This is a genomic window from Richelia intracellularis HH01 (assembly GCF_000350105.1).
Lineage (GTDB): Bacteria > Cyanobacteriota > Cyanobacteriia > Cyanobacteriales > Nostocaceae > Richelia > Richelia intracellularis.
In genome coordinates this window covers 1-25,603 of sequence record NZ_CAIY01000084.1, presented here as the reverse complement: position 1 = coordinate 25,603, position 25,603 = coordinate 1, and the positions used below count along the sequence as shown (strand labels likewise).

At 35.4% G+C, this 25,603-nt stretch carries 15 protein-coding genes and 1 tRNA gene; 9 read left to right on the top strand and 7 right to left on the bottom strand.

Annotated elements, in window-relative coordinates; genetic code table 11:
* Positions 1-589: 589 nt before the first annotated feature.
* Entirely contained in the window at positions 590-1,708 is a 1,119-nt protein-coding gene (gene recF / locus RINTHH_RS09220; protein ID WP_008235728.1) for a DNA replication/repair protein RecF, read from the bottom strand.
* 185 nt (positions 1,709-1,893) lie between these two features.
* Positions 1,894-4,752: a cation-translocating P-type ATPase gene (locus RINTHH_RS09215; RefSeq protein WP_008235726.1), complete on the bottom strand. Its 2,859-nt coding sequence runs from the start codon at positions 4,750-4,752 to the stop codon at positions 1,894-1,896.
* 347 nt (positions 4,753-5,099) lie between these two features.
* On the opposite strand from RINTHH_RS09215, the gene RINTHH_RS09210 reads away from it, so the two are divergent.
* Complete coding sequence (locus RINTHH_RS09210) at positions 5,100-6,782, top strand: transglutaminase domain-containing protein (protein WP_008235722.1); 1,683 nt, start codon at positions 5,100-5,102, stop codon at positions 6,780-6,782.
* Positions 6,783-7,472: 690 nt separating this feature from the next.
* Complete coding sequence (locus RINTHH_RS09205; protein ID WP_008235718.1) at positions 7,473-8,540, top strand: S1C family serine protease; 1,068 nt, start codon at positions 7,473-7,475, stop codon at positions 8,538-8,540.
* A 1,044-nt stretch (positions 8,541-9,584) separates the two neighbouring features.
* Here the strand turns inward: RINTHH_RS09205 and thrB are convergent.
* From thrB to RINTHH_RS09185, 4 genes are all read right to left on the bottom strand, one after another.
* Entirely contained in the window at positions 9,585-10,517 is a 933-nt protein-coding gene (thrB, locus tag RINTHH_RS09200) for a homoserine kinase (protein ID WP_044304976.1), read from the bottom strand.
* Between the two features lie 390 nt (positions 10,518-10,907).
* A complete protein-coding gene (locus RINTHH_RS09195) occupies positions 10,908-11,258 on the bottom strand; it encodes a DUF1257 domain-containing protein (RefSeq protein WP_008235716.1) in 351 nt (116 codons plus the stop codon).
* 139 nt (positions 11,259-11,397) lie between these two features.
* Positions 11,398-12,936 (bottom strand): stress-responsive protein Ycf46, encoded by a 1,539-nt coding sequence (ycf46, locus tag RINTHH_RS09190; protein WP_008235715.1) that lies wholly within the window; start codon positions 12,934-12,936, stop codon positions 11,398-11,400.
* 162 nt (positions 12,937-13,098) lie between these two features.
* Entirely contained in the window at positions 13,099-13,434 is a 336-nt protein-coding gene (locus RINTHH_RS09185; RefSeq protein ID WP_044304975.1) for a hypothetical protein, read from the bottom strand.
* 424 nt (positions 13,435-13,858) lie between these two features.
* Here RINTHH_RS09185 and RINTHH_RS09180 point away from each other — a divergent pair, with 424 nt between their 5' ends.
* The 7 genes from RINTHH_RS09180 (at position 13,859) to RINTHH_RS09150 (ending at position 23,110) form a co-directional block, all read left to right on the top strand.
* Entirely contained in the window at positions 13,859-14,389 is a 531-nt protein-coding gene (locus tag RINTHH_RS09180; protein WP_008235712.1) for a hypothetical protein, read from the top strand.
* A gap of 147 nt (positions 14,390-14,536) precedes the next feature.
* Positions 14,537-15,691: an NAD-dependent epimerase/dehydratase family protein gene (locus RINTHH_RS09175; protein WP_008235711.1), complete on the top strand. Its 1,155-nt coding sequence runs from the start codon at positions 14,537-14,539 to the stop codon at positions 15,689-15,691.
* A gap of 172 nt (positions 15,692-15,863) precedes the next feature.
* A complete protein-coding gene (locus RINTHH_RS09170; RefSeq protein ID WP_044304974.1) occupies positions 15,864-16,982 on the top strand; it encodes a glycosyltransferase family 4 protein in 1,119 nt (372 codons plus the stop codon).
* 1,672 nt (positions 16,983-18,654) lie between these two features.
* Entirely contained in the window at positions 18,655-19,206 is a 552-nt protein-coding gene (locus tag RINTHH_RS09165; protein WP_008235709.1) for an NYN domain-containing protein, read from the top strand.
* 251 nt (positions 19,207-19,457) lie between these two features.
* A tRNA-Asn gene (locus tag RINTHH_RS09160) sits at positions 19,458-19,529 on the top strand.
* 1,221 nt (positions 19,530-20,750) lie between these two features.
* Positions 20,751-22,220, top strand: coding sequence for a SulP family inorganic anion transporter (locus RINTHH_RS09155; protein WP_008235708.1), 1,470 nt, complete (start codon positions 20,751-20,753; stop codon positions 22,218-22,220).
* Between the two features lie 26 nt (positions 22,221-22,246).
* Positions 22,247-23,110 carry a universal stress protein gene (locus RINTHH_RS09150; RefSeq protein ID WP_008235707.1) on the top strand — a complete coding sequence of 288 codons (864 nt, stop codon included), beginning with the start codon at positions 22,247-22,249 and terminating at the stop codon, positions 23,108-23,110.
* Positions 23,111-24,395: 1,285 nt separating this feature from the next.
* Here RINTHH_RS09150 and rpiA read toward each other — a convergent pair.
* Positions 24,396-25,103 carry a ribose-5-phosphate isomerase RpiA gene (rpiA, locus tag RINTHH_RS09145; RefSeq protein WP_044304973.1) on the bottom strand — a complete coding sequence of 236 codons (708 nt, stop codon included), beginning with the start codon at positions 25,101-25,103 and terminating at the stop codon, positions 24,396-24,398.
* Between the last annotated feature and the right edge of the window lie 500 nt (positions 25,104-25,603).

The window sequence follows — 25,603 nt, the reverse complement described above, 5'->3', positions numbered from 1 at the left end:
TTGCTCAAAACCATACCAACAATCTAAATGTAAACTAGTATTTTGTAAAGTATTATAAGTAAATTATTAATTATATAATCAATAGGATTTGATTATATATCATCTAGACATGTTAATTACAGTTGAATTCCTTTCCTGAAATATTTATCAACTGTGGGGAAAAGTTCTCCTATTGGCTAAGACTTTTTATTTATTAATTTAATTTACATTATTTTTTATTAATTAAACTTATCAGAAACTTGATATTTGTATGTAATTCCATAGCATAAGCTGCTCATGAAAAATATAGTTATATATTCATGGATATAGAAATGTTTGTAAGCTAATAGGTAAATAATTATAAAAAATAGACTTTGCTCTGCACAAATCTGTACAAAGAATAACCTTAATCTTATGACTTCTTTATAATGCTTCTGGTTCCACGGAGATAGATACAATCCCCCTCTCTACTAAATCTAATCCATGATTTCAGGGTATACTAATGGACCTGACTACAAATAAAACTAAGAATAATAAAAAATTGGGAAGAGTAGGGAGATATAACAGAGGTTAAATTCGAAACACTTTGCTCTTTAATATCCTAGTTTATTTATTCGGATATTACCTTTCCATAATAAACATGAAGAATTTGGGAGGAGTGAAGCCACTGAGCATCAAAAGCACCCAAATGAGTAGTTGTTATAAGAGTTTGAAAATGGTCTTGGATTGTATCTAACAATTGGTTTTGTCTTAATAAATCCAACTCGGCTAATACATCATCTAATAGTAAAAGAGGAGGCTCACCTACTACCTCTTCAATTAATTGCAATTCTGCCAGCTTCAGGGCTAATACTAAGGTTCTTTGTTGACCTTGAGAACTATATTGCTGGGCCGGAATCTGATTGATGGATAATTTTACTTCGTCACGGTGAGGACCCACAAGTGTTGTACCCTGACTTACTTCTGCAACACTACGTTGCTGTAGTTTATCTAAAAAAGATTTGCGGATAATTTCTGGGGAGTTATACTCCAGGGGTATATGAGAATCATAACTAATTTGTAAGTATTCTGTACTATTACTAATATTGGAATGCCAATGGGCTGCAATGGGAGCTAACCTTTGAATGGCACGCTCTCTTCTTCTAATTACTCTAGTACCATAAGTAATTAATTGGTTATTCCAAATGGCTAACTCTTCTAGCCCAGAAGGACTTTCTGACTTCTGACATACCTTCAAGTGAGCATTACGCTGGCGCAAGGTCTGGTTGTATTGCTTCAAAATATAGGCATAAACTGGTTCAAGTTGGACTAGCAAAGTGTCTAACCAGCAACGACGGACATCAGGACTACCTCTAACTAAGTCTAAATCAACACTAGAAAACTGTACGGCGTTCAGAACTCCTAAGAAATCCATTTGCCGACGTAAGTTTTCCCCATTTAAATTTACGGTACGATGACCTTGTCGACGTAAAGTCAACTTAAGGGTATCAGTGCTGATTTCTCTCTCCAACTTGCCACAAATGTGAGCAATCGAAGCCCCACTTTGAATTAAATCACGATCCCTTGCCTTACGATGTGAATTTAATGTTCCTAACAATTCAACTGCTTCTAATAAGTTGGATTTTCCCTGAGCATTATTACCCATCAAAATAGTTTTGGGAGCGTTGAATTCAACCTTCTGCTGGGAATAATTACGAAAATTTTCTATATATAGACTTTGAAGATACATGGAAGAGATCGAAGGGAAGAAATAAACTTGGAAAATAGAGGAAAGTGATAAGTAAGTACTAGTCTTTACCTATCTCTCATTGTTAAATTACCCCTCCATTTAGGTTTAGCATTGATCTAGTATAATCAAAGATGAAAAATACTCCGTTATCTCATAAACTTTTAACTATCAAATTATCCTGCTTTTTAGAAGTTCTTTTTACCTATAAAGCGGAAAAACAGTTTTTCTAATTCAATCCACACGAATACTAGAGCACTAAAGCCAAGACAGATAAATAGTTCCTGTGTACTGAGGATATGAGTGCCAAAGAAGGAACGAAGAGGCTGAACATAAATTAACATCAACTGCAAAATCGTGGTAACAACTACTGCTCCCAACACAAAAATATTGGAAAATGGGTTCATCTCAACGGTTAATCGGTGATTAGAACGAATAGCAATAGCATGGCCCATTTGAGCGATACATAAAGCTGTAAACACCATGGTTTTCCATCGCTCTGGACTTAATCCTTCAATGCTTGTTCCATATGTATGATCATACGCCCATTTCATGAGAATAATAGTAGTGATAGAAAAAATAATGCCAATTCTCACCATGTAGAAACCTAAACCCCTGGCAAAAATACTTTCTCTGGGAGTAAAAGGAGGATGCCTCATAATATCAGGTTCTGGAGGCTCTACAGCTAGAGCTAAAGCTGGTAAACCATCAGTAACTAAATTCATCCAGAGAATTTGTAAAGGAGTTAAAGGTACATCTGCTAATCCTAAAATTGGGGCAGCAGCTATAGTTAAAACTTCACCAATGTTGCTGCCAAGAATATACTTCACAAAACGGCGGATATTGGTATAAACAACCCTTCCTTCCCTAGTAGCAGCAACAATAGAGGCAAAATTATCATCTAACAGTACCATGTCACTGGCTTCCTTACTCACATCTGTGCCTGTAATACCCATAGCGATGCCTATATCGGCTTGTTTAAGGGCAGGAGCATCATTTACCCCATCACCAGTCATAGCTACAAATTTACCCCGGCGTTGTAATGCTTGGACAATTCTGAGTTTGTGTTCTGGGGAGACTCGGGCATAAATACCAACTAAATCGACATTTTCCTCTAACTCCTCATTACTCATACTCTCTAAGTCCTTACCAGTAAAAACCCGTTGTTCTTTTCCAGCAATACCCAATTCTGTAGCAATTGTTCTAGCTGTAAGTTGGTGGTCTCCGGTAATCATAATAGGACGAATACCTGCTTCTCGGCACTCTTTTACTGCTAATTTCACTTCTGGACGAGGTGCATCTAACATCCCTAACAATCCTAACCAAACCAATTCTTGTTCTTGTTGCTCTGCACTGTCTTCTGGAAGAATTTTAGTTAGTGATTTGTAAGCAAAACCCAATACCCGCAAGCCTTTGCTAGCCATGCGATCATTCTCTGACAAAATGGCAGTACGTTGTTGATTATCTAAGGGATCATTACTTTCACTAGTATGAATATGGGAGCACAGAGCTAAGATTAACTCTGGTGAACCCTTGGTGAACATGACGTAGCCGTTCGGTGCTACTAAGCCCTTGAGCAAAGGATCAACATCTCTAAAAGGTGATAATCCAGTATCCACCCCTTCTGCCCTGCAAATAACGCTCATACGTTTGCGTTCAGAAGAAAAGGGAAATTCCAACACCCTAGACAATTTGCTAGTCCACTGGTCTTGTTCAACACCTCCCTTACCTGCTAGGGTCACTAAAGCTCCTTCCGTAGGGTCACCCAATATTGTCCATTCCCCTTCCTTTTGCTGGAGAACAGCATTATTACATATTACACAAGCTATCAACACTGGTGAAATTTCTGGATGCTCTTCCAGCATGATGACATCGTTATGTAAACGAAATTCACCCCTGGGTTGATAGCCTTGTCCAGTTACTGTGAAAGACTTTTGGTTGATATGTAAAGACTGCACCACCATTTTGTTTTGTGTCAAAGTGCCTGTTTTATCGGAACAAATAGTAGTTACAGAACCCAGAGTTTCTACTGCTGGTAACTTTCGAATTAAAGCGTGGCGACGTACCATCCTTTGGGTTCCTAATGCCAATGTTACCGTAATTACTGCAGGTAAACCTTCTGGGACTACTGCCACTGCCATACTCAGGGATACTTCCAACAGTTGCCTTATCTGATTTCCACTCCCAGTGTGAATTATGCCACCAACAACTACACAAACTACTAGCATTAGAGAAATAGTTACCAACACATTTCCCAGCTGAGTCATACGTTGTTGCAAGGGAGTGGGTTCACTTTTTACTGACTGCAACATGGTAGCAATCTTACCAAGCTCCGTTTGCATACCTGTATGCGTCACTAAAGCCTTGCCTCTGCCTTGAACTACCTCTGTACCCCGAAAGACCAAATTAATACGGTCCCCAAGAGATGTCTCTTCCGGCAATTGTAGATCTGCCCTTTTATGTACTGCTTCGGCTTCCCCTGTTAAGGCAGATTCTCTTACATGAAGATTTGTCTCTGACAATAAACGTCCATCAGCTGCGATTTGAACTCCTGCCTCCACTAACATTACATCCCCAGGAACTATTTCCCTACCAGCTACATCCATAGGTTTTCCATTACGAATTACCCGTACATTGGAGGGAGATAGCTTTATTAAAGCTGCCAGAGCTTTCTCTGCACGGAACTCTTGCACGTAGCCAAGGATACCATTAAGAAGTACAATAGATAAAATAGCAATACTGTCCTTAAAAGGAATGTTGCCATGATTGTTGCCGGCTTGCAAAGCCACGATGTCCAATACACCAGATATAATGGCAACAGCAATCAGCATTAACAACATTATATTTTTAAACTGCTCACATAGGATTGCCCAAGGGTTTCGTATGGCTCCTTCCTGTAACTCGTTAGAACCATATTCATGTAAGCGTTGTTGTACTTCCTGGGATGTTAACCCTTCGTCTGCGTTGCTAAATAGCAGCTCTAGGGACTTTTCAATTTCCAAACCATGCCAAGCAGTGGCTGTATCAGGCAGAGAATTAGCAGACATCTTGTAGATTAGAGAAAATGGTTATAAACATCGATCATAATTTGGTGATGGTGGGAAAACCATCAAATAAAAACAAGAACAGCAAAGAGGGCTTTGTTGCCAAGATCAAGCTGGGGTCTAAACTTACTTCAATGTTGATATAGGAAGATTTAGATGCATACAAGTGTCTTTTTTCTAGAAAAATATGTTGTTGTATACGTAATTATTGCAATACTTCCAGCATATGCAAATAAAATCTTCCTAAGTTGATCCATTATATTTAATTATGGGATATGGTGATGCAAAAATATGGATACAAACCATAACTAGTTCCAGACACGCTAACTAGTTGCAAAAATTAGCTTAATATGAGTTTTGCACTCTCCAGTGTGATAAGAAGTCAGATGTTTGGGCAAAGGACAATTAGACCGTTAGGTACCGCCGCTCTCGGTGGCATAGCTTTTATTAACGATACTCTTATCGGTGTTGATACAATAAAGGGTCATCTTTTGCAGATAGATCCGTTGACAGATAATACAAAAATCATCAACTCTCACCAAGTCAGAGATTTCCATGGCACTACTGGTTTGGCATTGTGGGGAGATGTATTGTGGATTACTAGAAACTATAGTGTTTACTTATGTAATCTCCACTCCCTGGCTTTAGAACATTTTGTTACCTTACCCTATCGGGCCCATGGAATTGCTGTTTGGGAATCAACAATTTACGTTAGCTGTCAAAAGTTGGGATATATTCTCATTTTTGATCAGAGTACACGTAGGGAAATTACTCGTTTTTTTGCCCCTGGAGTGGGGATAGAAAACCTTGCTATTGCCCAGGAAAAATTGTGGGTGTGCGATGATTTGGAGCAATCCGTATATTGTCTGGACAAGGCTACTGGAGAAATTCAATTTAGTGTTCTTACCCCTTTTGATTCTCCCTCGGGAATTGCTGTTCATACTCATAATATCACTGGGGAAGAAACTCTTTACGTGTCATATGCCAGCGAAGAACCCTATATTCGAGACAATCCCAATAGTAATCCTAACCACGAACTAACATACCGTGATCGCACTTTCATACATCCTCTTTACTACAATTATGATTCAGAAAAACATTATGCCCTTTCTAATGGCTATTTGGTAGAAATGTCCTATGTAGAGGAAATTTCTCCACTAGATGACATATATTTACCGGAACTAGAATGGCGCATTGCTATACCCTCAGAAACGAACCGACAGAAGATTAGATCAATTGAGCCCATTGGTTTGCCATTTACAGAAGAAATAGCAGATGGGCAAAGAGTAGCTGTGTTCAGGTTTGATTGTCTTAATCCTGGGGAGCAACATATTTTTGGCTGGAAGGCCTTAATCGAAGTTAGAGGTGTTAAATATCGGGTTAGTCCACGAGATGTTGAGAATATCCCCTCACTACCAAGCGAACTCCAACAACGCTACTTAGTTGATGATGATGATTTGGCAATGGATACTCTTGTGGTTAAGAATGCAGCCCGAGAATCTGTTGGAACAGAGACTAATATACTACGCAAAATTTATAGCATCCGTAATTATGTTTACGACAAGCTATCTTATGGTATTAAACCACACATTAATACGCCAGATATTGTTTTGGATAGGGGTGTGGGTTCTTGTGGAGAATATGTAGGTGTATTATTGGCTCTGTGTCGTTTAAATGGTATTGCTTGTAGAACAGTAGGGAGGTACAAATGTCCTGTAGAAGGAGACAAAAAGGGTATTCCCCTCCAACCAGATTTTAACCATGTATGGCTAGAATTTTACATCCCTACCCTTGGTTGGTTACCCATGGAGTCAAATCCCGATGACTTAGTTGATTCAGGTCCAAACCCAACGAGGTTTTTCATGGGCTTAGCGTGGTTCCATATTGAAATTGGCAAGGGTATTCCCTTTGAAGTTTTAACTAGAAAAGGAGAGCGTTTAGCCAAAGAGGATGTTTCTATTGGTGAGTTGGCAATTAATCATATTCGCTTCACTATTTTGGAAGAATTACCTCCTTTTACAGTAGATTATTAATCTATTCTAAAAATTTTACGGATACCCAACTTTTGCAATAAGTGGGGTATCTATGATATTTAAATTATTCAGTAAATTTTCTTTCAATTAATAATACTGCCAAGAAATTGTTCTTACATTTCTCCACATCTTAATCTAGGATCTAACATTTAGTAGCCAGAATAAAATCCCGTATTACCCTAATAGGGTATAGGTTAGGTTTCAAGGAACAATAAAAGTAGAATTATTAATATCAAGGTTTGAAAAATTGATTTCTAGCATTAATTGTACATAATTTTTAGCCTGAAGTTAAATTCTATACAATTTATATATTTTTAATGTTTAATATCTGATATTACTAGAACATTAATAAAGCTGGGAAAAAATAATATTAAAAGGGAAATTATGATTTTAAACTATATCAATCACACATAAAATATTGAAATTAAATAGACAGGACTTGAATAACAATTTGAGAGAAAGATAAAAAAATATTATATTTTATTGTGCTAATTAATTATTTAGCTTTGTTTAGGAAATACATAGTCAGGCAGAAAAAATTTTTAGATATTTCTATATTATTATTCGATAAGTTTGCAAGAAAATAGATAACATAAGATTAGAAAGTGATTGATCTAAAAAAATCAAGTTGAAGTTTAAGGGAATCCGAGTGTAGATACTGTGTTCTTGTATTACATATCCTAAACTCATATGAAATTTAATTTGGGTTGGTTTTCTAGTGATGATTTATCCTACGGGAAAGCAGAAACTTCATCAAGAATGCCTTTACAGAAGAATGATGAACAGCTATTAGATGCCTATTCTCAAGCTGTAACTTGGGTAGTTAAAAAAATAAGCCCAGCAGTTGTCAATATTGATGTACAAAAATGTTCTGGACAGCGCGACTATTACCATAAGCAAGAATTAAAAGGTAATGCTTCTGGAGTGATTTTCACTCAGGATGGTTATATCCTTACCAATAGTCATGTAGTTAATGATGTAAGTTCAATTCAGGTTACACTATCAGATGGTCACAATTATAATGCAGAAATCATTGGCAGTGATACTGACACGGATTTAGCAATAATTAGAATTCATGCACCCCATTTGATTGCAGCTAAATTTGGAGATTCCCAATCTTTACAGGTTGGTCAATTGGCAATTGCTCTTGGGCATCCTTACGGTTTTCAAACTACTGTCACTACGGGTGTAATTAGTGCTCTGGGGCGTTCTTTTCGCTCTCAGTCTGGCAGACTTATAGAAAATATCATTCAAACTGATGCAGCCCTGAATCCTGGGAATTCTGGTGGTCCCCTTGTTACTTCCGATGGGGAAGTAATAGGTATTAATACAGCTATTGTTGCATCTGCCCAAGGTATCTGTTTTGCTGTTCCCATTAACACAGCCAAAATGGTTATTCCTGCTTTGATGAAATATGGTAAGTTGAAACGTCCTTATATTGGTATCGGGGGGCAAAATGTCAAAATTTCTCATCGGTTAATGCTTCAACATGAATTGAGCAAAAATACTGGTATCCTTGTGATGTTTGTAGAACCCAATAGTCCAGCATGCAAAGCTGGCCTAGAAGAAGGAGATATAATTGTAGGCTTTAATGGTCAACCTGTGGGTACAATTGATGAATTGTATAAGTATTTAATGTCGAAAGGAGTTGATATAGGATACTCAAAAGACAATTTATATCAATCTTTTTACTTAAATATCCTGCGCCACCATAAAAAATTAGTGGCTACGATTTGTACAGTTCCAAATACTAAATAGGCAAATTATTGGATATCTGGCATATCTTCTGAAACAATTTTATGCCCAATTCGACAGAGTATAGTTATGTATTGTCGAGATACTTGAGACAATATAATTGTTTATTATTCTCTGGAGGATAAGCTAGGCTAAACTCGTTTGATTTTTAGTTATGGTATGATTTTCAGTGGGTTAACCCACTGAAAATCATACCATATGTTTGTATTCTATCATATGAAATTCAGACGCACCTATATCTTGAGCTATCGACTATATAAAATTTCCTTTAATGGATTGTTTACCAAATATGCTATTTGCTTTATTTAAATTTGGATGATTTTACTACTTGACTACTGTTGCTCAAAGTATTTACATACTTAATTAGTGAATTTATTAGCTATCAGGTCTACTTGAACTACAGGAGTGAATTTGATATATGATCATCACACAATTTTCGCTACAAGTTAAGCAGAAATAGGTTTTATAAATAGCCTTACCTCTATAATAAAAGACAGTGTATAAATATTTCTGCAATTAGTATAAAAATATTACTTAGATAACAATTCAGACGGAGAATTGACTTTATAAGATATTATAAAATGATTAATTGTTAACAGTCAAGTTATTGAAAATATGATGTACAGTAATAAAATATGATAGATAATCATGCCAAAATAAATTAGTAGTTTTCCATATTGAATAATTAGTAGATTTAGACAACCTTGGAAAATTTTTTGGAGATCAACAAACTCTCAAAATAAATTACTCTATCTTAATAGAAACCTCAGTTAAAACTACCTTGGTACATCTTACCTCTGTTGGGAAATCCTATACACAACATATAGTGAATTGTTGTGCTTGGACTATCTAAATAGTTTTAATGATTTTATGGAATATTGGTGATTGGTTTGGGGATATAAATCACTCAAGAGATAATAAGCTTTTTCATATTTTGTTTGTAGGGTAGTATTAATCATTAGAAATGATATACGAATGAAGCAGTTTATGATTCCAGCTGTCTATCAGATTATAAAGAGGGAAGAAAATAATACAGACTCTGTTTATTTATTGTATTTGGGTTTGGGATATAATCTTTACTCCTTGCTGATCTATAGATAGTGGTTGCACAGAAGCGATAATCCCATATTGTTGCCAAGTTGCTGCAATCGCAGCAACTACATCCGCAGAGTGTTCCATATCTGTTAAAGCCAGTAAAGTTGGTCCAGCACCACTAATTACCATGCCATATGCCCCAACATCTATTGCTGCAGAATTCACAGTATCATACCCAGCAATTAATTGTTTACGATAGGGTTGGTGTAATTTGTCTTGTAAAGCTGTTTTTAACCAGTCACTTCTACCTGTTGCTAATCCCCGCAATAATAGCCCTAAATGTGCTGTATTAAAGATTGTATCTGCACGGCTAACTTGAGTTGGTAAAACTTTACGTGCATCTTCCGTAGATATTTCAAAGTCTGGAATAGCAACTATAGGAATAATATTTTTATGCCAAGGAACATCACAAATTTTCCAACTGGTTTGACTAGTAACAGCTAGTCTACATCCACCAATTAAGGCAGGGACTACATTATCAGGATGTCCTTCCATAGAAATAGCTAATTCCATTAATTGGAACTGGTTTAATGGTTTACCTGCTAATTCATTAGCACCTACTAAACCACCAACAATTGCTGTTGCAGAACTACCCAAACCTCTAGCTAGGGGAATACCAAGTGTGATCTCTATATCTACTGGTGGTGGTTTTTGTTGTATATGTTTGTATAGTTTTATGAAAGCCTGGTATGATAAGTTGCTACTATCAGTTTTTACTCTCTCTGCTTCTAAGCCCTTAACAGTAATAGAAAAATTGCCACTCTCGAGACGAGTAAACTTAAATTTACTATCTAGGGTTAAAGCAACACCAATACAATCGAAGCCAGGCCCTAAATTAGCACTTGTAGCTGGTATAGAAAGAATTACGCAAGAAACAATAGGCATATGTAAATGTTCTCTAATTTATCAAACAACATTCCATGGTAATTTATTAATTGACTTAAGAAAATTTAGGATGTACTTGTAACCTTATTTTTGTTGTAACAGTTCACTATGATTATATTTGCATATTTGCAGTCTTGAAATCCTGTAAGGAAAAATCTAGCGGACTTAAATTATAAATTTTCATAAACTAAAAATAAATGGATTCTCGGTTTATTTTTTATATAAATTAATGACTATATGATTATTAAAAGATTTAGTAGATTCATCTTTATCTTAGCTAAATAGTTAAAGCTAAAAAGGGACTAGATTGTTTCTAGTCCCTAGGACAAAGTAGGATAACAACTGGTAATATAAGTTACCCCATACTAACTTGTGAATACACCATGGAGATTATTTTAGAACTAACTTGATATTGGCATCCTGCAAACCGCGTTGTTTAACTTCTTTGAGGGTCTTGTTAACGGCATACTTTTGGTTTATAGAATTAATTAATTCAGTCTGATTATGCTTTTTGGCAACACCCCATAGGTCTGCAATTAGATCAAAGGATCCATCAGCATTGCGAGACCAACCTAAATCATACTCGCCTTCTAAGACAGCAACTATGTCTGCACAAACATGCTGGCCATTATAACCACGAACATCTTCATTAATCAGAACAGGAATACCAAGATCATTTAGGGAAGAGGTGAGTATTTCAGAATCGGTGATTTTGGTACGTAGAGTGCTAAAGTGTGACATTTGGGTTTCCTCCAAAGAAGAAAATTGAGAAAAAAGACAACATAATCTTAGATAACACCGCGTTTATAAGTACGCGATTTCTTGATAACTGCTAGCTGGTTTGGCTAGCCTTTACCCCTGCATTGACAGAGGAAAGCTTTTAGAACTCCATACGCTGATATTCAGCAACGGAGGCTGCAGCGGGTCTTGCCCGTTGTCTTGCCCAGTCTCTCAAGGCTGTTACTTGTTCTTGCATTATTTGAGACAGTGGCAATGTAGCTTTAAGTGCAGCAATAATGTCTAGTTGAGTAAATTCTCGATCTTGAGCAAAAGCTTCATACATTGCTGCAACAATCGCCTGTTCAATTTCTGCTCCGGAAAGACCATCGGACATCTTTGATAATTGTTCCCAGTTGAACCGAGATATATCTTCCCGACGCTTACCTAGGTGAATTATAAAAATATCTTGCCGCTCTTCAGGAGTGGGCAAATCCACAAAGAAAATTTCATCAAAGCGTCCTTTCCTTAGAAATTCTCCTGGTAAACGCTCAACCCTGTTGGCAGTTGCCATTACAAATACCGGAGACTTTTTCTCTTGCATCCAAGTCAGGAAAGAACCAAATATCCTACTTGATGTACCACCATCAGAATCTCCGGAGCCAGCACTACCAGCAAAAGATTTATCTAGTTCATCAATAAATAATATCGCCGGAGATATAGATTCAGCAGTTCTTAGGGCATTGCGTAAATTAGCTTCACTCCGTCCCACCATAGAACCATCGTAAACCCGCCCCATATCTAACCGCAGTATTGGCAAACCCCATAAACGGGAAGTTGTTTTTGCAATTAGAGATTTGCCACAACCAGGTACTCCCAAAATTAACATACCTTTTGGTTGAGGTAATTTATATTCTCTTGCCTTTTCAGTGAAAGCGTTAGAGCGTTGTCTTAGCCATTTCTTTAATTCCTCCAAACCACCGACCGCATCTATAGTTTCATTCTCTTCTATGTACTCTAAAATACCATTACGTCGAATTAATTGTTTCTTTTCTGATAAGACTATACTAACTTCCTGCCCAGTCAGTCTACCAGATGTTACCTGTGCCTTACGGTAGACTTTGTCTACTTCATCTTTAGTTAAACCTAAAGCTGCCTGCAAAAGTTTCTCTCGTGCATCTTCTTCAAGCTTATCTCCCTGATTCATTAAAAGATGACTGTTTAAAACCTTATTTAAATCTCCCACGTTTGGCAAAGGGAAATCGATGACTACCATTTCCTTTTCCAACTCAATAGGAAATTTTTGAATGGGTGAGATTAATATAATATTCTTCTGTATATTCTTGAAACTAGCAATTGCGTCCCGCAATAACCTGGTAATAGAAGGAGAATCAACAAATGGATGCAGATCTTTAAGGATAAATATACCTGGTTCTTTCTGTCGAATAATCCAATCAATTGCTGTTTCTGGAGAGGTTGTATTATGTTGAGCACCATTTCGGGTTTTATTTTTAGCATCCCCCTCAGCGTTCCCCAACATACTAATACCGTTAGTTACTGTCCATACAAATACTTGCTTTTTAGGTTTCAAATCTTCTCGAGCAATTTTTAATATTGCTTGTTCGGTCCGCTCTTCCTCAGAGGTCACTAGATAAATTAGAGGGTATTGAGCTTGAATGAGAATGCTGATCTCTTCTTTCATACATCAACCTATTGAAAACCTAATGGAAACAGTAAGGATATTATTATGTATTAGCAAATTTAGAATTCATGAACAACTTAGTAATTTAAAAATCACAAATCAAGATTTACAAATCAATATCAATCAGGCAGAATAAAACGAGTCAAAATGCAAATTTAATAGTCAACAAGGAACTAGTTCAATCTCGTCTTGAGGGACTTTCTTATTCTCTTCAATAGAAATCGATTCCTGATTTATTACAGCTGGTTGATTACCCAATGTCACCAACTTGCTATCACGAACAAGTAAAGAACTATCACAACTAGGACAAGAATATACTCTGTGGTTTCTGCCACATATGGCCTCATTATGATCTACTAATTCAGAATTCGCTAAATAAAAAATCAAGGCTCGTTCCGCCAACTCGGACATCGGTTCAGAATCGACTGCCGAACGAATTTTTAAGCTTTTGTGCAGTTCTGATGACAAATACAAAGTGACCTTTTGCTTTGCTTGCATATGACTTTATTATCTGATCTTACCCGGGTATGTATTTTACGTTATCGACTCTCATACTAATTGTCAAGACAGCAAAACGTTTTAACGGCTTTTTCGTTATGTTTCTTAATTTTTTCTCTGATTACAGGCAAAAGCCAATTAAATAATTACGATCAAAGCAACTAAAATAATGGGCCATTAAGAATGGTAAAAAGTATTAACTTATTAGGATACACAAGCCCTATCTAAATAAGCTCTCATGAGTAAATTGAGAAACAAAATAATCTTAATAGCCTTTTTAACAGTTATAATTGATGTGTTTGATAAAAGTTTTGTAATACCTATAAAAGACATAAGAATAAAGGCTTTCTAAGACCTATTAAATAATTAATTCCTTAGGATAATTTCTCAGATTTGAAAATCATTTTAATGACTATCAATTTTTATGAAAAATTTTACAACAACTATTTACCAAGGCTGTCAATGGAGTGTGTATGGCTTTTTATTCTGCCTAATTTTAGGGTGTAGTACAATAAGATTACAAGACTATGAAAATTCTTGGAAAACATACCAAAATACTCGTTATGGTTTCGAGTTTCCTTATCCCAGTGGTTGGTATGAGATGAAATCGGATAATAATGATGGCATTATGTTTATTTCACCCAAAAAAAGTTCAGTTCAAATTCGTGGTTGGGCAGGTAATCAAATTGTTCCACATATAACTGGGGACATAGACACTAAAACGCCTATGAATAATAGCAATTTCAAAAATGTTCAGGGAATACCTGGAATGATAACCGTGGAAATAGGAGCTAGAGAAAGTCTCATTACCCTCAAACTTTCCCAAAACCGTATAAAGTACTATTGGCAGGGGAAAGCACCTAGCCAAGAATTTGACGATTACTATCAGTTTTTTTACTACATAGCCGAAAACTATCGACTACCAGAATTAAAAATAAAGGATATCAGGAAATAGTATTAATCAAGGAATTTTCTATAGATGGAGGATTATCTAATTTTGCAACTTATTAGCTTTTACTTTCTATGCTCACCCATAATTTAATGGTTGAGAGGGTACATAAACCTGGTAGATTTAGCTATCAGCGAGTATAAACTGGTGAACATGAAAGTCCTGGTTATAGGTGGCGATGGTTATTGTGGTTGGGCAACCGCACTTTACCTTTCCAATAGAGGTTTTGAAGTAGCAATTCTTGACAGTTTGGTACGTAGGCATTGGGATAATGAAATAGGGGTAAAAACCCTAACTCCTATCGCCACAATTCAGCAACGTATACAGCGTTGGAAAGACTTAACTAACAAGTCTATTAGTTTATTTATCGGAGACATCACTAACTACGAGTTTTTGAAAGGAGCATTACATAAATTCGAACCAAATGTTATCGTGCATTTCGGCGAACAGCGTTCAGCTCCATTTTCCATGATTGACCGTGAGCATGCTGTCATGACTCAGGTCAACAATGTAGTTGGTACATTGAACTTGTTGTATGCTATGAAAACAGATTTCCCTGATTGCCATCTGGTAAAATTGGGAACTATGGGTGAGTATGGCACGCCTAATATAGACATTGAGGAGGGGTACCTTACTATTGAGCACAATGGACGTAAAGATACTCTGCCTTATCCTAAGCAGCCTGGTTCTATCTACCATTTGAGTAAGGTGCATGACAGTCATAATATACACTTTGCATGTCGTGTCTGGGGATTGCGAGCAACTGATTTAAACCAAGGGGTAGTCTATGGTGTCTTAACAGAAGAAACCAGTATTGACGAGCTTTTAATAAATCGCCTTGATTATGATGGAGTTTTTGGTACAGCTTTAAACCGTTTCTGTATTCAATCAGCAGTAGGACATCCCTTAACTGTTTATGGAAGTGGTGGCCAGACTCGTGGCTTTTTAGATATTCGGGATACCATTCGATGTATTGAAATTGCCATTCATAATCCTGCTGGACCTGGCGAATTTCGAGTATTCAACCAATTTACCGAGCAATTTAGTATCAATGATTTAGCTGTAATGGTCAAAAAAGCTGGTGCAGCTATGGGTTTAAATGTGGAAATACAGAACCTGGCTAACCCTAGGGTGGAAATGGAAGAGCACTATTTTAGTGCAAAGAATACTAAGCTGTTGGATTTAGGTTTAAAACCCCACTACTTATCCGATTCTTTGATTGATTCATTACTTCACTTTGCAGTTAAGTATCAGAATAGAGTTGATAGTCAACAAATTCCGCCAAGAATCTCTTGGCATAGAGAATAAGAACATTTAGGGGAGCAGAGGGGGAAATTTTGTATGTCGGTCCTTATTCCTAATTTCTACCCTCCCTTACTTTTTCCCTCTTTAACCCTGTACTGATGCTTTCATCAGAACTTATTCCCTGGCCGACTTTTAGGTGGAATACTTCCTTCAGAGTTACCTTGCAAACGTTTTTATGAAAATTGCCCTATTTACTGAAACCTTTTTACCCAAAGTAGATGGTATTGTTACACGCCTGAGACATACTATTGAACAACTACAGAATCAGGGCGATCAGGTATTAGTAATCTGTCCAGATGGTGGTATAAGTGAATACAAAGGAGCCAAGGTTTATGGGGTATCTGGTTTTCCTCTACCTCTATATCCAGAGTTAAAAATGGCCTTGCCTAGACCTTCTATTATTCAGGCGTTAGATAATTTTGAACCAGACCTAATTCATGTAGTAAACCCGGCAGTTTTGGGATTAGCTGGTATTTTCCATAGCAAGCTCAACAATATTCCCCTAGTTGCCTCCTACCATACTCACCTACCCCAGTATTTGCACCACTACGGCTTAGGTATGCTGGAAGGCTGTCTATGGGAATTGCTCAAAGCCGTACATAATCAGGCAGCGTTGAATTTATGTACTTCTACAGCCATGGTAGAAGTACTTAGTAACCATGGCATTGAGAGGGTAGACTTGTGGCAACGGGGAGTGGATACTGAAATATTTCATCCCCAACAAGCCAGTGAAAGAATACGATCACATCTGTCCCAAAATCACCCAGAAAGTCCGTTATTACTTTATGTTGGGCGTTTATCTGCTGAAAAGGAAATAGAACGCATAAAGCCAATTTTAGAGGCAATTCCCGATGCCCGATTGGCATTAGTAGGTGATGGTCCACATCGACAGGCGTTAGAAGAATATTTTGCTGGTACTAGTACGCATTTCGTAGGTTATCTTGTAGGGAATAAATTGGCTGCAGCCTTTGCCAGTTCTGATGCCTTTATTTTCCCTTCCCGTACTGAAACACTAGGATTAGTTTTATTAGAAGCCATGGCTGCTGGTTGTCCCGTGGTAGCAGCACGTTCCGGAGGAATTCCAGATATTGTCACAGATGGGATGAATGGTTACCTGTTTGAACCTACTTGCGACGGTGAAGGTGCAATCACAGCTACCAGAAAGTTGTTACAACAGAAGCAAGAACGTGATGTTATACGTTTTAATGCAAGGCAGGAAGCAGAAAAGTGGGGTTGGGCAACTGCAACACGTCAGTTAAAAGGTCACTACCATCAGATTGTCCGTACTTCCTAAATTTAAGGTTGCATATACCATAGTTAGCAACTACTTTAAAACTAGTAATTATTTGCATATGCTCAATTATGCAATAGAAGCAAGCTAAATAACAAGTTGCATAATTATGAAAGGGAGATTAAGACTACAGAAAGATGTTTATTGTATAAAACTTATAACAAGTTAGATGTATTAAGGATAATATCTTGGCTTAATCATTACATTTCAACTCTTGTAGATATGAAAATGACATTTGACTACAAAATAACTTTGAATAATTTTATTGGTGATGATTGAATGCTTGCTTTTGGAATAACCTTAGTTCTGAATGAAGTAAAAATCATATTTTCAAAGGCCATGATTAAGGTAATCCACATATAGTATATGTATAAATAGTTAAAATAGTTTGGCTATTGTTAGTATATAGTCAAGAATTAGAACTAAAGCCAAATTAGTATTGGTATTATTTGTCGAGATGTAGTAGATTGTAATGCTTATTTTTAATCATGTGCTAAGTAGTAACTAATTTTCATTGTAAGTTTAAAACTTTTTGGAGTAAAAACCCAAATAACAAAGGATATAGCTACAATATTCCTCTTTCTTGGTCCCAATAGGAATATGATCTCAGGTTATGAGGTTAATCATAAGTAGCAATAATCTAAGTAAATTATAAATTAATTAGTTATGGACCCATAAGTTTTCTTGCCATTTTCAAGACACTCGCAAAAATTAATAATAAGTCCAAATTCTAAATTTATAGTTCATAATTATTTGACTAAATACAATAACAGAGAATGATGATTCTAATATGTGCACTTGCGAATTCTTAACTTATTGGATGATTTTAACTGCTCTTGATTTAATTATTGACATTCAAAATATTCAAGTTATATTAATTGCAGGTCAGTCTGTATTATGTAAATATAACAGGAAATAAACTATTTATTTAAGTTAATAATTTAGGACCATTGCTGCGTATCTTGCTGATAGTAGGCAATATAAACCACTATTTTATGCATAAATGAAATGACCACTGAAAACTAGTGTCATAAACTTAATAAGTTTCATATCCCAAAATAATTAACTAGGCTTATTATGCTAGTAGTACATAACTTTTAAGTGGGACTGATAAATTTTTATCACTGGATTATCTAAGTGGCTTTAAGAACTTAAAAATCCAATTTAATTAACTATACCTAAAAAATACTAGTTGGCAGGGTATACTTGCAGTCTGTTCATAGGATTATATGTTAAATTTTCTGATCTATAAAAATGTTTGCTCGAAAGCTTTTTAGGTTTGATATATTTTGGGTTTTAGACTAATTGTTATTAGATTACATTGATAATTTGTTATGAGCTAGCAAGCTATATATAAGATAAGTAAATCAAATTACTCTTTTTTAAGGTTAATACTGTATTGTGAAGCAAGCTTGCTCTAAATTTATTTGTAAGGAACTGTAACATTCTCAATCCTAGAAATATCGCAAATAAGTTTAGTTGATTTCCGTTCACATTTTGATGATTCAGTTGCCAAATCCTGTATTATTAAAGGTACATTTTTCTAACTAGATATATTGGAAAATGATAAAATCGAGGGCTCATAATTTTGTAGTACCAAATTACAGAGAACAGTTGAATTACTATAAAAATTGTGAATGATTTTGTTAACTCTAGAAAATAGTAATTCTAACTCATGTCTTGCCCCTTATCCAAAGCTATTTTGCTGGTGGATGGCTACAACATTATTGGTGCCTGGTCTTGCTTAAAAAGAACCCGAGATGCTGCGGGTTTAGAGCCAGCAAGATGGGAGCTAATTGAAGCTCTAACTAATTATAGTGCTTTTGAAAATTATCAAACAAAAATAGTTTTTGATGCACATTATCAAAATACTTCCAGTCACCAAGAAGTAATTACAGGAAATCTGTTAGTGTACTACACTAATTTTGGTCAAACTGCTGATACATATATTGAGAAAGCCTGTGCCACATTAAGAACTGAAATAAACCGATCCACAATATCTCGTGTTATTGTTGCTACATCAGATAGAGCACAGCAATTAATGATTCAGGGATATGGAGCAGAGTGGATATCTGCACACCAGTTGTGTTGCCTTGTCAGAGATTCGTTGTGTAGAGTTAAGAGAAAATCTAAGGCTCATAAGCAATCTAAAGCCAGATTTCTAGTAAACTCGATAGATCCAAAATCCAGACAGCGTCTTACAGAACTACGTATGCAGTTAAAGTAGCTAGAAGAAAATAACTTAAGATAAGAAGCCTTTTATGATTTACTTTTGTCAGTAAAGTCACGTTGGAAATTATTTCCTCAGCTAAATGACAAAGAATATTTTGGGGTTTATTATCTTAATCCATATTGGGTTTTACTTTCATTAAAGTGAAATTTAGATGTTAACTTAGCTATCAACAAAAAATATATAAAGTTTTTGTGAAGGTACTTGTTATATTTTGAGAGTTGTTTTATGATAATAATCCAGTACATTCCTCAGTAGCTCAGTGGTAGAGCGGTCGGCTGTTAACCGATTGGTCGTAGGTTCGAATCCTACCTGGGGAGTTTAATAAATTTATAGGTATAAGATAATGAGAATTTGAGCAAGCAATTTGGCCTCATCCTCTCATGTGTACTTTTTGTATGTGTTTTTTCAATATATGACTTTGCCACTTCAATATCTTGACTAAAGCTGTTCTATATTCCTAAAATAAGATAGATATACTACTAAATATAAATCAGTTGGTTTCTTGCTAAGTGCTAAGAGTTATTATTTGATAGTCTTATAAGGTGATTAACCAAAATTACTTGGTGATGAGCAAAATTTAGTTTTTGTTCGCAATACTACAACTCCTATGTATGAAGAACTAAATACTCTATTCTCCAGCCTTATGAAAAGTTAGTACAATAATAAATATAGAAAATAATATTTATCACAATCATCAAGATTTTATTGCTAGTTGCATTAGTACATAAGTAGTAAGTGCAAAATCCCCTATCTGATATAATCAACTAAAGAGCTGGTCAAAGCTTGAAGTATTTCCAAAACCTAAATAAGCTTCATTGGCTTATTTAATCAGTTGTACTAGCTATAATTACTTATTCAAGAGCATTCAAAATACTTGAAATTTAATAGTATGAGTAATTGGAATTGACTAGTTCCTATAGTGATTATGGAATTTATATAAATTTAGTTCCTTTGCAATAGAACACAAAATAACTAATATGGGTATCAAAGGTAATTTACAAGCCCATAAATAATATGAATAATTGGTAAAATTATTAAGAAAATTTTGATAATTAAAACTATTAATCATGGACAAATAAGTGTTTCGTAACCTAATATTCTTATATTTTTACTATAGTAAGTCTCGTAACTGAAAATAGTTAGAAGTTAAGAGATAAAAAACAAATATTTTCATACTTTATCATAAAGACTTTTAACTGTGAGTATCTAAATTATCTGCTATAGGGAAGAAATAAGATAAAGGGGAATAATAGGATTACAGTTTACATAATACTATGTTTATGGTAAGTCAATGATGCTTGATGACCGCCATAATATTGAAATGCATTACAAATACTGATGAACTAGTAGCTATGCTACTTTCAGTGCTTTTAGTCAAGCTTCAATTGAGGATAGATTAGGGCACTATGATTTTGCCAGTTTACATCTCTATTATGACAGACCCAAAACAAAAAATATTTTTGAGTAATTTAAATTACTTGATAGTTTCATAGGTAGAATATTTCTGCAATTAATTCTCATAAGTCTTTGGAGGTAAATTGAATATTCAGAAACTAAAACGGGAGTGGTTTTCAAACGCGAGAGCCGACATTTTGGCTGGAGCAGTAGTAGGAGTAGCTTTAATTCCAGAAGCGATAGCCTTTTCTATTATTGCAGGTGTTGACCCCAAGGTTGGGTTGTATGCTTCCTTTATCATCGCTATTATAACTGCCTTTTTGGGGGGTAGACCAGGGTCAATTTCGGCAGCAACTGGAGCTATGGCACTGCTAATGATTGATTTAGTTAAGGAATATGGCTTGCAATATTTGTTAGCTACCACTTTCTTAACAGGAGCTATCCAAGTAATATTTGGTATATTTAAACTAGGCCGTCAAATGAAATACGTACCTAGGGCAGTTATGCTTGGTTATATTAATGCCCTGGCAGTATTAATTTTCATGGCACAATTACCACAGCTAATTAGTAAATCTCCAACAGTATATATTTTAACGGTAATCTCTTTAGCAATTATTTACATTTTACCCCGATTTACTAAGGCTGTGCCTTCACCATTAGTTACTCTAGCAGTAGTAACCTCAGTTGCAACTACTCTAAAACTAGAAGTCCCTATCGTTGGAGATATGGGAGAATTGCCAAAAACTCTACCTGTGTTTACCCTGCCTGAAGTACCCTTAAGCTGGGAAACTCTACAAGTTATTTTACCTTATTCTTTGACATTAGCAACCGTCGGCTTACTAGCTTCTTTCCTCACCTCTTCTTTAGTAGATGAGCTTACTGATACCCCTAGTGATAAAAACCAAGAAGCTAAAGGTCAAGGCATTGCTAATATGGTCACTGCTTTTTTTGGTGGAATGGCAGGTTGTGGAATGATTGGGCAATCCGTAATTAATGTTCAATCCGGTGGTAGAGGTAGGTTATCTACCTTCTGTGCTGGTATGTTTCTTCTATTTGCAATTTTGGTATTACAAGATTGGGTCAAGCAAATACCTATGGCCGCCCTAGTTGCTATTATGATAATGGTATCTATTGGTACATTTCGTTGGTCATCGTTCCAGAATATTAACGTAATTCCTCGCAGTGAAACCCTAGTTATGATAACAACAATGGTTGTTACAATTTTAACACGTAACTTCGCTTTGGGTGTAGTAACAGGGATTATTATGAGTACAGTTTTCTTTAGCCGCAAAATCGCCAAATTAGTCTTTGTGGAGCGGGTATTGAGTCAAGATGGAAGTCATTGTACTTATTTGGTCAGTGGACAAATTTTCTTTTTATCTAAGGAGGAATTTCTTGAATCCTTTGACTTTGGTGAAATATTAGATAGTGTCACTATCGACTTAAATAATGCCCATTTATGGGATCAAGGAGCAGTAGCGACCCTAGACCGAATTATCCTTAAATTTCGTCGTAATGGTTCAGATGTAAAATTATTGGGATTGAATGAAGCCAGTGCCACATTAGTGGATAAACTTGGCACTCACAATCATACTGAGTCTTGGAAGGAATAGCATATTCATCATAGAAATTATTTACCATGAATCGAATTTTATTATGTACTGATGGCTCAATTTTCTCTCATAGCAGCTATATGTATGGAGTATGGTTAGCAAATCGACTAAATGCAAAAGTAAATATCTTACATGTTTCTGACGCACGTAATCAGCTAATTGCTGGAGGAAGTCACCTGAGTGGCAGTATTGGGATTGATGCTTCAGATATTCTACTCCAACAATTAGTAGCACTGGAATATAAAAAAGCTAAGCTCAACCACCAAAAGGCAAATTTAATTTTGCAGGATGCAGAATCTATACTAACTGATGGAGGTGTATTGGCATTGGAGACAATGCATAAAGTTGGATTTTTGGTTGATTTTTTACCCGAGTTAGAATCTAAAGTAGATTTGATTATTCTGGGTAAAAGGGGGGAAACAGCAGATTTTGCCTCTGGGCATTTAGGGGCAAATCTGGAGCGAATCTTAAGATCTAGTCATAAACCCTGTCTTGTTACCTCTCGCCAATTTAATCCAATTACGAAATTGTTACTAGCTTATGACAGTAGTAAAAGCTGTGAACAAATACTGCTGTTTCTAATTGACTCTCCTGCCTTCAAAGGTTTAGACCTACATATTATTAGTGTTACAAAAAGTCCAGAGGATGTAAAAACAAGTCTACAATTAGAACAAGCGGAACAAAAAACTCTTACAGTTGGTTTTAAGCCAGTATGTTTATCAATTCAAGGTAATCCGGAAACAGTAATTGATAAATATATAAAGGAAAACAACATTAATTTACTACTTATGGGTGCCTATGGACATAGTCGTATCCGCCATTTAGTTATTGGCAGTACTACAACTCAAATTCTTCGCAGCAGTGATATACCGGTCTTAGTTTTCCGATGAAATAGAATACTCTTGTTATTAAACATATATTTTTTATCTTATTTTAGATTCTTAATTAGATCCTTATTGAACAGACTTGTTAGAAAACAACTATGAGCCTAGGCTACAATTCTACACTTACCCATTTGCTTGGACAGTCTATTGTGATGTACCACTAAGATAATTATTTAATCTGATATTGATGGCAATGATATATCTTATTCCCATAAATCTTGTCGAGACCAACATAATTATTTGTAAACCCAGTAAAATAAACCCCGCTAACTATAATTTAATTAACTTAAATCTCTGACTTCATTATTTTACTAATTGTTTAAGTTTAAAACCTGTATGTTTTTAATAATCTATAAGAATGTTATCATATTGCTTTTAAGTTTCAAGCAATAAATACTATATTTTAATTATGATACTTATCAAATATAGTTGCTACTATTACTATGCCTTCATTTTTTTGATATCTTTTAGTATAAGGTACTCTTTAAATTGACATTTATCACAACTGATATGCTCTTTCCCCTATAAGCTGCTTCACAGTTATTATTATTTTAATAATATTCTAAAATACCTTTTCATATATGCATATAGATCATTAGCTTGAGTAAAATTCATTATAAAAGTGGAAATTTTAGTCAGTATTTAGAGTAGGATAGAACACATAATTATTTGTCCTAGGATTGAATTATGAAGCTTTGAGTCCTGTAGAGAAATGAGAACTGTTGTTGATAGCGTATCAAATTTATTTAGGTTAATTGGGTCATCGTCCAAATCGGTAGTCCTTAGTTTAATTCCTGATCAAGTGGAAGTGTTATTTCCTCTGACCTTTTAACTATCTGCTTTCATAATTCTTTCTAGACAAGTTTACATTGAGTTTAAGAGGAAATTAATTTGAAATTGAATACTGGAATATAAAGTTAGAAAATGAATTGTCTTGCTTCTATTCAATGTTATCCCGTATTTAGACTAAGCTCAGTATAAATTAAATAAATATAAGACAAATAAAAAGTGCATAGGTGAATTCATTAACTTTGAATATATTCTCCAGTATAGATGGGAAGCAAAGTGCTCATGGTAGAATGGGTTTATATACCAAAATTTCTATAGTAAGTATTCAGTTTACCTAGGTAAACTTTGTATATTAGTCGTTAGGCTATACTTACAGCTAACACTTTGACTCGGCTTAGTGTTAGCATTGGGATTTCAGTTTTGGATAGGTGGTGATGATAAGAAACTTAGGGGGTTCCAGCTCACTCTGGAACCCTGCTCAGATAAGAGGTAATCTTATTATCTACATTTCTCTTACTATAGATTTGCCATCTTGAACTTCTCCAATTAAAATGATATCAGCACAATTAACGAAAATGCCATTTTCTAAAACGCCGGGAATGTTATTCAGTACTTTCTCTAAATTTGCCGGGTTGGGAATATCATTAAATTTTGCATCTATTACCAAATTACCTTGGTCTGTAACCACAGGACCAGCTTTTCTCAAACCCATACGCAGTTCTGGCTTTCCACCTAGTTGCTTGATAGAGTTTATGACAGGAGTTAATGCCATGGGTATAACTTCAACTGGTACTGCAAACACAGAACCTAACTTTGTGACTAATTTGCCCGCATCCACAACTACTATGAACTGATTGGCGAGGTAATCAACTACCTTTTCGCGAGTATGTGCAGCACCGCCACCCTTAATTAGATTTTTTTGCATATCTACTTCATCCGCCCCATCAATTGCAATATCAATATGGTTAATGGCATCCAAAGTAGTTAAAGGAATGCCATACTGCTTAGAGAGAACTTCTGCCTGAAAAGAAGTAGGAATACCAACAATATTTTTAAGATTGCCAGATTGCAGACGCTTACCAATGTACTCAATTGCATAAGCAGTAGTTGAACCTGTACCCAAACCCACAATTGAATTTGATTTTACTAAGTCTGCAGCAGCTTTACCGACTTCTTGCTTCATCATTGTTATGAGATCTTGTGTACTCATTCCCAAAAACTCTAGAGAAATTGATTATTACATCTTAAGTGGAAAGAGATAAACAAGCGACCATAGTAAAAGTTTAAAATGGAGTCATATCCAATATTAAAGTAATCCTAAAACTCTCCTCTAAACCCATAATAGATTATACTATTTACTGAATTTAGTACTATGCTATACACCCATTTTCTATGAGAAACTATACCTGAAATTACCTTTATTCTTAACTGTATTGCTAACAACAATAGTATATGTAAAATAATAAAGAATTAATCATACAATTAGTAGTAATATGTAAGAGCTAAAAGAAAGGGTTTTCTATGATCAACTTCTGTTTGTTTGTGATATAGAATTTATATTTTTTTAGTCTTTATATATGATAACTATTCTTATCCAAGAATACTAGGATAAAAATGATTATGATACTTTTACATATATTTCAACTCAAGGTAAAAATATTCTATAAATTGATTTACTAGATGTAGGAGAATATTAAATATGTAACAAGT